Below are 8,143 nucleotides of genomic sequence, written 5' to 3'. Positions count from 1 at the left end.
CCTACCTGCACCGGGCGTGGATGCGCCGCGGCGTGCCCTCCGACGCCTTCGAGGGTCGTCCGCAGATCGCGATCGCCAACACCGCCTCCGACTTCACGCCGTGCAACGCGCACCTCAACGAGGTGTCGCGCTCGGTCCAGCAGGGCGTCTACGAGGCGGGCGGCATCCCGCTCGACCTGCCCGTCGTGTCCCTCGGGGAGACGCTCGTCCGGCCCACCGCGATGCTGTGGCGCAACATGGCCGCGATGGCCATGGAGGAGATGTTCCGGGCCAACCCGGTCGACGGACTGGTGCTGCTCGGCGGCTGCGACAAGACCATTCCCGCGCTGCTCATGGCCGCGGCGAGCGTCGACCTCCCCGCGGTCGTCCTCTCCGGCGGGCCGATGCTCAACGGGACGTTCCGCGGCCAGACGCTCGGCTGCGGCACCGACGTGTGGCGCCTCGGCGAGGAGGTCCGCGCCGGCACCCTGACCGCCGAGCGCTTCGTCCGCTCCGAGTCGTCGATGATCCGCAGCCGCGGGCACTGCAACACCATGGGCACCGCGTCGTCGATGAGCGTCGTCGCCGAGGCGCTCGGCATGACGATCCCCGGCACCGCCGGCGTCCCCGCGCCCGACAGCCGGCTCCTCGAGAACGCGCACATGACCGGCCGCCTGGCCGTCGACCTCGTGCGCGAGGGCCGCTCGATCTCCCAGGTCGTCACCAAGGAGTCGTTCCACAACGCGATCGTGGCGCTGGCCGCGGTCGGCGGCTCGACCAACGCGATCGTCCACATGCTCGCCATCGCCGGCCGGCTGGGCATCGACCTCGACCTCGACGACGTCGACCGGATCGGGGCGGGCGTCCCCCTGCTCGTGAACCTTCAGCCGGCCGGGGAGTTCCTCATGGAGGACCTGCACCGAGCGGGCGGCGTGCTCGCCGCGCTCTCCCAGGTCGCCGACCTGCTCGACCCGGCAGCCATCACGGTCACCGGCCGGACCCTGGTCGAGGCCGTCACCGACGACAACCCGGTGTGGGACACCTCGGTGATCACCCCGCGCTCGGAGCCGCTGCAGGCCGACGCCGGCATCGCCGTCCTGCGGGGCAACCTGGCGCCCGCCGGGGCGATCGTCAAGCCCGCCGCCGCGAGCCAGCACCTGCTCACCCACCGCGGCCCGGCGCTCGTCTTCGACTCCGTCGAGGACCTCAAGGCCCGCATCGACGACCCCGACCTGCCGGTCACGCCCGACTCGGTCCTGGTCCTGCGCGGCTGCGGTCCCCGCGGCTACCCGGGCATGCCCGAGGTCGCGAACCTGCCCCTGCCGAAGAAGATCCTCGACCTCGGGGTCCGCGACATGGTGCGGATCTGCGACGGCCGGATGAGCGGGACCGCGTGCGGGACCGTCGTCCTGCACGTCTCCCCCGAGGCCGCCGCCGGCGGGACCCTGGCCCTCGTGCGCGACGGCGACACGATCGTCCTCGACGTGCCGAACCGGATCCTCCAGCTCGACGTGGACGACGAGGAGCTGTCGAGCCGTACGCCGCCGGCGTCCCTGGTCGAGCACTTCGCCGCGCCGACCCGCGGCTGGGAGCGCCTCTACGTCGAGCACGTCCAGGGCGCCGACACCGGGGCCGACCTCGACTTCCTGGTCGGCAGCACCGGACCGGCCGTCGCGCGGGAGTCGCACTGAGCAGCCCGTCCGGGCGGGTCGAGGAGCTCGACGGCTGACGGGAGCCCCGACCACCACGAGATGTCCTCGACCCCCCACGAGGCCCGGGTACGCGTCACGGCTCTGCCCGGCGGTTCCGGCCGGACTCGAGCATCGCGGCGTAGGTCGCGGTGAGCCGGCTCGGCCACGTGCTGACGTTGACCATCGCGTCGCTGCCGTGGGTCAGCTGATCGATCGCCCCGACCGGTAGCAGCCGAGCCAGCCCAGGGTCGGTGACCCGTGCCAGGCAGGCCTCGACGAAGCGCCCTGCGTTGAGGACCCGGTACGGTCGTCGCGCACCGTTGATGCCGACCTCGAACGGTGCGCAGCCCGGGTCGAGGGGATGCTCCGGAACCAGCCGGTTGTGCTGGCGGGCCGCCGCCTCGAGCGCGGCAGCCGCCGCGGCTTCCCGGGTCTCTCGGGCCTCGGACGACAGGAGTCGGCCGAGCGGGCCGTCCAGCTCTCGAGCCGTGTCCAGCTGACCGAACGCAGCACCGAGCCACTTCGGGTACGGCACGTACCTGCGCCGCTGGACGAGGGCGAGCTCCATCAGCAGCCGCGCGAGGTCGGCCTCGCGCACGCGCACGCCGAGGACGTCGTGGACCTCGGCCAGACGCCCGGGCAGGGCTTCGGCCCGGGCGACCAGCTGCCACTGGCTCGCCTGGATCCACCACCACACGTCGTCCGGGAAGTAGCCGAGCTGCCCGCGGACCCGGCCGAGGTCGCCCCGGTCGTCGTGGAACACCTCGCCCGCGGTGACCTGGAGGAGGCGTTGCTGCGGCAGACCGAGCCAGTCGGCGAGCGTGCTCGGCACCGGTTGCCCGAGCTCGGCCCTGACCCACTCCTCGACCGTGGTCACCGTGACGTGATGGCGCACCCGCTGGTCCTGCCAGGCGAAGAACTCCACCGGGTACGAGCGGTAGGTCTCGGGCAGGCCCTGCGTCACCCGCCGCTGCGTCTCGCCCACGTCTCCCGGCGCGACGAAGACGTGCAGCCGCGGACCCCACGCATGGTCGGTGGACCTGGAGTCGTCGAAGCCGAGGACCTCCGAACCCTCCCCGACCAGTGCAGCGGCGTGGGGGACACCGACCAGTCTGGCGACGACGTCGCGGTAGAACCCGGCCGCCAACGCCTTCCCAGCTCCCATGACCGCTCAGTCTGTCCCGGGACGAGCTTCGGCGGACGTACCTGGTCCGCTCGTCCGTGCGCGCCGCACCATTGCCGACCCTCGTCGACGCGCGGGCTCGGGGACTGACAGCGCGCGGGGACCGCGAGCGGGACATCCGCGCGCTCGACCAGCAGACGTCTCCAGCGACACCACCCACGGTCGGCCGGTCCCGCCCTAGCCTGAGCGGGTGGCGGCCACACCCTTCCTGCTGCGCGTGGTGCCCCAGGGTCCCGCCGGGCCGTGGGTCGTGAGGACGCCGAAGACCCGGGAGGTGCTGGCCCGGGGCGAGACGGCAGCGTCGGCGCAGGACCTGGCCGTCGCCCTGCTGCCGTCCGGCGGCGTGGTGGAGATCCTCGACGAGGGCGACTTCGTCGTCGGTCGGGTGTTCGTCCCCCAACCGCCGGTGCCCTTGCGCACCCGCCTCGCGATGACGGCCATCAGTCTGGGCGTGGCCCTCGTCGCCGCGCTGGTCCTCGGGAGGCTGCTCGGTGGTGGTTTCCTCTGGGCCGCCGTGGGGGTCGCGCTCGGTGGACAGGTCGTCCCACTTGCTCGGGCGCTGGCGGCCCAGCGACGCGCTTCGAGAGCGTCCGCGGCTCATCGACCCGGCGGGGCACGCTAGGAGTCCGGGCCGAGGCGCGCGCTCGAGCCCCGAGGTGCGGCCTCGGAGGTCGGCAGCCCGATGTCCGGGCCACCGTCGTCGTCAGGAGCAGCTGACGCCGGCGGGCTCGATCTCACCCTTCGCCGGCGCCGGCTCCTGCGGTTCGGGAACACCGGCGAAGGTCTCCGGCACCCGCAGCCTCCGCGCCCGGTCGAAGGGCGACACGACGGCGAACGCCGGCCCGACCACGTCCGAGACCGGCACGAACGCCGTCTGCCCGCGACCCTCGTCGGACTCGTCGGAGAGGTGGCAGCGCGAGTCCAGGCTGTCCTGCCGGTGGTCGCCCTTGAGGAACAGGCGGTCCCGGGGCACGACGACGCGGAATCTCACGCCCGAGGGAGCTGCTTGCTCCCCGGTCGGGCTGGTGGAGAGGTACGACCGCTCGTTCAGCGCACTTCCGTTCACGGTGATCCGACCCGAGTCATCTCAGCACACGACCGTGTCGCCGGGCATGCCGATGACCCGCTTGACGAGGTCCCCGGTCCCCACGAACGGCACCCCGACGAACTCGAGCACCCGGTCGAGCGGGCCGACGTGGTCGGGCTCGTCGGGCAGCCGGTTCGCGGGACCGGTGAACACGACGACGTCACCGCGGAGGAAGCCGGAGACCTTCCGCACCACCAAGCGGTCGTCGACCAGCAGGGTGTTCTGCATCGACCCGGACGGGATGACGAACATCTGCCCGACGAGCGCGCGGAGCAGCGAGCTCACCACGAGCGCGCCGATGACGACGAAGGCGACCTCCTTGAGCAGCGCCGTGACGGTCCGCTGCTTCGATCGAGCGGGCTTGTCGACGACCCGGTCTGCACCCGCCATGCGAGCAGCCGCCCACCGCGGGTCCGCGCCGCAGGCGGTGCGCGTGCGTCGGCCCACGAGGCCGCGTCCCGCGCGAGCCCTCACCCTGCACGGGCAAGCTCGGGCCGCTCAGCCGGCGTACGCGTGCAGCGGCGCTCCGGCGACCCCGGCGTCGTACGCGAAGACCGCGCCGGCCTCGGGCTGCTCGTCGGGGTCGATACCGCCCTGCTGCGACGTGGTGACGAACAGGGTCCGCCGGTCGGGCCCGCCGAACGTGCACGCCGTGACCTGGGTGCAGGGCAGCTCGACGACGCGGTCGAGCTTGCCGGACGGGTCGTAGCGGTGCACCGCTCCCCCGCCCCAGAGCGCCACCCAGGCGCCGCCGTCCTCGTCGAGCGCCAGGCCGTCGGGCAGGCCCGGCCCCGCGACCTCGGCGAACGTCCGCCGGTCGGACCAGGCGCCCGAGGCCGGGTCGACGTCGAACCGGTCGACCCGGGCCGTCGGGGTGTCGACGTAGAGCGCGCTGCGCCCGTCGCGGGTCCACTGGACGCCGTTGGAGATGGTCACGCCCTCGAGCACGACGGAGACCCCGCGGTCGGCACCGAGGCGGTAGAGCGTCCCGCGCCCGGGCGACTCGTCGTAGGCCATCGTCCCGACGAGGAAGGCGCCGGTCGGGTCGGCGCCGCCGTCGTTGAAGCGCAGCGAGGCGTCCTCGAACACGGCCGGCAGCTCCTCGACCAGGCCGAGGTCGTCGTCGAGGAGCACGAAGCGGTCCTCGGTCGCGAGCACGAAGCCGCCGGTGCGGCGGGCCCGCAGCGCGGCGGCGACCGGCGCGACGTGGTGCCGCTCGACCGAACCCTCACCGCTCACGGCCAGCACGTCCCCTGCGAGCATGTCGACGAGCAGCAGCCGCTCGCGCAGGGCGTCCCAGAAGGGACCCTCGCCGTGGCCCGCGCACGGTTCGGTGAACCGCTCGGCCCGCACGACGGCGGGGCTCACATCCAGCCCCCGTCGACGACCCACTTCTGCGCCGTGCAGCGGCGCGAGTCGTCCGCGGCGAGCCAGAGCACCATCCGCGCGACGTCGTCGGGGTAGAGCTTGTCGGGCAGGCACTGGTTGCGGGCAATGGACTCGGCCGCCTCCGGCGTCACGCGCTCGGCGAGCTGCTTCTCGGTCATGATCCAGCCCGGGATGATGCAGTTCACGCGGACGTGCCACGGGCCGTACTCCCGCGCGAGCGTGCGGGTCAGGCCCTCCACCCCGGCCTTGGCCGTGATGTAGCCGGGCAGGTCCATCAGGTCGATGTGCACGCTGATCGAGCCGAGGTTGATGATCGACCCGCCGCCGGCGTCCCGCATCATCGGCGCCACGGCCTGAGCGGCGAAGAACTGGTGGCGCACGTTGACCGCGATGCGCTCGTCCCAGAGCTCGACGTCCATGTCGGCCACCCGGTCTCGGTGGTCGTTCGCCGCGTTGTTGACCAGGACCCGGACCGGGCCGAGCTCGTCCGCCGCGGTCGCGATCGCGGCCTGCAGCGCCGGGATGTCCCGCACGTCGCAGACGGCGAACCGCACCTCGGCACCCTCGCCCCGGAGCCGCTGCTCCAGGGCCCGGCCGCGCACCTCGTCGACGTCGACGAAGAAGACGGGTGCGCCCTGGGCCGCCAGCTCGACGACGAACTCCGCGCCCAGCCCCGACGCCCCGCCCGTGACGAAGGCGGTGCGCCCGGACAGGCTCGGGTAGGAGGCGTAGACCGGCGTGGGCTCGGGCACGACGGCGTCGCTCGCCGTCACCTCGACGGCGCTCACCCCAGCCACCCGGCGGGGTCGGGCACCAGCCGCTCGAGCTCGTCCCAGACGTCGTCGGGGACCTCGACGGCCGCCAGCTCGAGGGTCTGCGCGACGCGCTCGGGCGAGCTGACCCCGACCACGGTCGAGTGGACGCTCGGCAGCCGCATCGAGAACTGCAGGGCCGCCGCCGCGAGCGGCACCCCCGCCCGCGCGCAGACCTCCTGCATCCGCACCGCCGCGTCCGCGACCTCGTCCCCCCGGACGCCGTAGCCGTACTTGGGCTGGACGTCCGGCCCCTTGGAGAGCATGCCGCCACCGTACGGCGCGGCGTTCAGCACACCGATGCCACGCCCGGCGGCCTCCTCGAAGAGCGGTAGCACGGAGCGGTCGAGCAGCGTCGCGCGGTTGTGGCTCAGCACGACCTCGAACTCGCCGGTGCCGAGGTAGTCGCGCAGCACGCCGACCGGCCCGCCGGCGACGCCCAGGTGGTCGACCAGGCCGCGCTCGCGCAGATCGACCAGCGCGCGGACGGCGCCGTCGGGCTTGATCGCGTCGGCGAACTCCATCCGCTCGGGGTCGTGCAGGTGCAGCAGCGGCACGCGGTCGACGCCCAGGCGCTCGAGCGACTCCTCGAGCGAGCGGCGCACGCGCTCCCCGGAGAAGTCGCCGGTGCGCTTGTCGGGGTCGACCTTGGTGCTGAGGACGAGACCCGGCGGCAGACCGCCGGCCTCGCGCACGGCGATCCCGATGCGCCGCTCCGCGGTGCCGTCCTCGCCGTAGCCGTTCGAGGTGTCGAGCAGGGTCACCGGCCCGTCGAAGATCGCGCGCACGGTCGCGACCGCCCGCTCCTCGTCGACCGCGTAGCCGTAGAGGTTGCTCATGCTCGCCAGCGGGCTGGTGCCGAAGGCGACCGGCGTCACCGCCAGACCGGTCGACCCGAGCGCGCGCGCCACGGTGCTGGACGGCGTGCCGGCCGGGCTCACTCCGCGTCCCCCTGCGGCGCACGCTCGGCGAAGGCCGCACGGCCCGCGTGGTAGGCGCCGACGACGCGGTCGAGCACCTCCTCGGTCGCGGCGTCCGACCCGGTGGTCTCCGGGTGGTCCGCGCGCCAGCGCGCCATCCGGTGCACCGCGCGGGCGAAGGTGAGCCGCGGCGCGTACGAGGGCACCAGCCGGCGGACCTTGCTGTTGTCGAAGACGGCGCTGTGGCCGATGTCGCCGAGCACCTCGCCGGACCAGAACCAGTCCGGCGCGACGACCGGGTAGAGCTCGGAGGGGACGTGGACCAGCTTGGGCGCCACCCCGAGCGCCTCGCCGACCAGGGTGTGGATCAGGTCCCAGGTCAGGACGTCGTCGCTCGTGATGTGCACGACCTCCCCGACCGCGTGCGGGCCGATGAGGCCGACCAGGCCCTGGGCGAAGTCCTCGGCGTGGGTGAGGGTCCACAGCGAGGTGCCGTCGCCGTGCACGGGCACCTCGACGCCGCGGGCGATCCGGTCGACGACGGTCCAGCCGCCGGCCAGCGGCGGGTTCGCGTCGTCGTAGGTGTGCGAGGGGCGCACGATCGTGACGGGGAAGCCCTGCTCCGCGCGGGCCTGCTGGAGCGCGACCTCGGCGCCCCACTTCGCGGTCGCGTACGGCAGCACCGGGTTGGGCCCGGCGGGCGTCGACTCGGTGATCGGCGTCGTCCACACGGGCTTGGAGTAGACCGAGCCCGAGCTGATGTGGACGTACTGGCGAGTCCGTCCGCCGCCGAAGATCCGCACCATGCGCGCGACGTCGGCCGCGTCGAACGACACGAAGTTGATCACCGCGTCGAAGGTGCGGTCACCCAGCGCGGCAAGCAGCGAGTCGTCGTCGCTCGCGTCGCCGACGAGCCAGGTGACGCCCTCCGGCAGGTCGCGCCCGGCGCTGTTGTTGCCGCGGTTCAGGACGTGGACGTCCAGCCCGGCCTCCACCGACAGGCGTACGCAGGAGGTGCTGATGGTGCCGGTGCCGCCGAGGTAGAGCACGCGGAGCGCCGCGCTGTCGTGTCGCATCATGGG

The 8,143-nt window shown here is 73.6% G+C and carries 7 protein-coding genes and 1 pseudogene; 2 read left to right on the top strand and 6 right to left on the bottom strand.

Annotation, left to right across the window (positions count from 1 at the left end):
- Positions 1-1,670 (top strand): dihydroxy-acid dehydratase (locus tag BLU42_RS20395; RefSeq protein ID WP_091078913.1); only part of this gene is annotated, 1,670 nt, incomplete at its 5' end.
- A 94-nt stretch (positions 1,671-1,764) separates the two neighbouring features.
- Here BLU42_RS20395 and BLU42_RS20390 read toward each other — a convergent pair.
- Positions 1,765-2,835 (bottom strand): DUF4037 domain-containing protein, encoded by a 1,071-nt coding sequence (locus BLU42_RS20390; protein WP_091071958.1) that lies wholly within the window; start codon positions 2,833-2,835, stop codon positions 1,765-1,767.
- A gap of 208 nt (positions 2,836-3,043) precedes the next feature.
- Here BLU42_RS20390 and BLU42_RS20385 point away from each other — a divergent pair, with 208 nt between their 5' ends.
- The gene (locus tag BLU42_RS20385) at positions 3,044-3,475 is read left to right on the top strand and encodes a hypothetical protein (RefSeq protein ID WP_091071955.1); all 432 of its coding nucleotides are present in this window, start codon (positions 3,044-3,046) and stop codon (positions 3,473-3,475) included.
- Positions 3,476-3,556: 81 nt separating this feature from the next.
- On the opposite strand, the pseudogene lepB reads toward BLU42_RS20385, so the two are convergent.
- The 5 genes and pseudogenes from lepB to BLU42_RS20360 form a co-directional block, all read right to left on the bottom strand.
- Positions 3,557-4,330 (bottom strand): annotated as a pseudogene (gene lepB, locus BLU42_RS20380) (signal peptidase I).
- 108 nt (positions 4,331-4,438) lie between these two features.
- Positions 4,439-5,308, bottom strand: coding sequence for an SMP-30/gluconolactonase/LRE family protein (locus BLU42_RS20375; protein ID WP_172825719.1), 870 nt, complete (start codon positions 5,306-5,308; stop codon positions 4,439-4,441).
- A complete protein-coding gene (locus tag BLU42_RS20370; protein ID WP_197680548.1) occupies positions 5,305-6,117 on the bottom strand; it encodes an SDR family NAD(P)-dependent oxidoreductase in 813 nt (270 codons plus the stop codon). Before BLU42_RS20370 ends, BLU42_RS20375 begins: the two co-directional genes overlap by 4 nt.
- Positions 6,114-7,082, bottom strand: coding sequence for an aldo/keto reductase (locus BLU42_RS20365; protein WP_197680547.1), 969 nt, complete (start codon positions 7,080-7,082; stop codon positions 6,114-6,116). The genes BLU42_RS20370 and BLU42_RS20365 overlap by 4 nt, the downstream gene beginning before the upstream one ends.
- On the bottom strand, positions 7,079-8,140 hold the full coding sequence (locus tag BLU42_RS20360) for an NAD-dependent epimerase/dehydratase family protein (protein ID WP_091071953.1): 1,062 nt from the start codon (positions 8,138-8,140) through the stop codon (positions 7,079-7,081). The genes BLU42_RS20365 and BLU42_RS20360 overlap by 4 nt, the downstream gene beginning before the upstream one ends.
- Between the last annotated feature and the right edge of the window lie 3 nt (positions 8,141-8,143).

Source organism: Microlunatus sagamiharensis (assembly GCF_900105785.1).
In the GTDB taxonomy this organism is placed as follows: domain Bacteria; phylum Actinomycetota; class Actinomycetes; order Propionibacteriales; family Propionibacteriaceae; genus Microlunatus; species Microlunatus sagamiharensis.
This window is presented reverse-complemented; position numbering and strand designations above follow the sequence as displayed.

Excerpts from the sequence above, each read along its gene's own strand:
- BLU42_RS20390 (WP_091071958.1), bottom strand. The coding sequence starts at position 2,835 with ATGGGAGCTGGGAAGGCGTTGGCGGCCGGGTTCTACCGCGACGTCGTC.
- BLU42_RS20360 (WP_091071953.1), bottom strand. The coding sequence starts at position 8,140 with ATGATGCGACACGACAGCGCGGCGCTCCGCGTGCTCTACCTCGGCGGC.